Below are 504 nucleotides of genomic sequence, written 5' to 3'. Positions count from 1 at the left end.
GGGCTTGAATTCAAACTCTTTGCAAGATGCTTTAAACCCCCAAGCCACCTCAAACCAAGGCTTACAAAGACTTGCTTACAGACATTATTTTTCCTTTACCCTGCACTCTCCTCTTGTAAGACTAAGCCTAAATAAGGCCAATAAATTATACACAAACAAAACTGTTGTAGAGGTTATCAAGCATACTTTAAGCCTTTATGAGCTTCACAAAAACTTGGATTTTAAGGACATACAAGGGGTGTATCAAAGGCTTGAGCTTATCACTCAGTATGAGGAAAGCGATTTGGCTTTTATCACAAGATTAGCTCATAATAATGGCATATATTTTTACGAGGATGAAAACAGCATATATTTTAAGGATAGCTTCATAAATGAAAATCTGAGGCACATAAATTTCAATGCAAATCAAGCAAACAATGCTCTAAACTCTCCTTGCATATTTTCTTTGTCAAAAGAAGAAAGCCTAAGAGCTCTTAGCTTTACTCACACAGCTGCTAATGTGCT

Annotated in this window: 1 protein-coding gene; it reads left to right on the top strand. The window is 36.1% G+C overall.

The genetic code is table 11. The features are described from left to right. On the top strand, positions 1 to 504 hold a 504-nt coding region (locus DMC01_RS12785), incomplete at both ends, for a contractile injection system protein, VgrG/Pvc8 family (protein WP_248284110.1).

The organism is Campylobacter troglodytis (genome assembly GCF_006864425.1).
Classification (GTDB): Bacteria; Campylobacterota; Campylobacteria; order Campylobacterales; family Campylobacteraceae; genus Campylobacter_D; species Campylobacter_D troglodytis.
The sequence above is the reverse complement of the archived record's forward strand: the minus strand, read 5'-3'. Positions and strand labels throughout refer to the sequence as shown.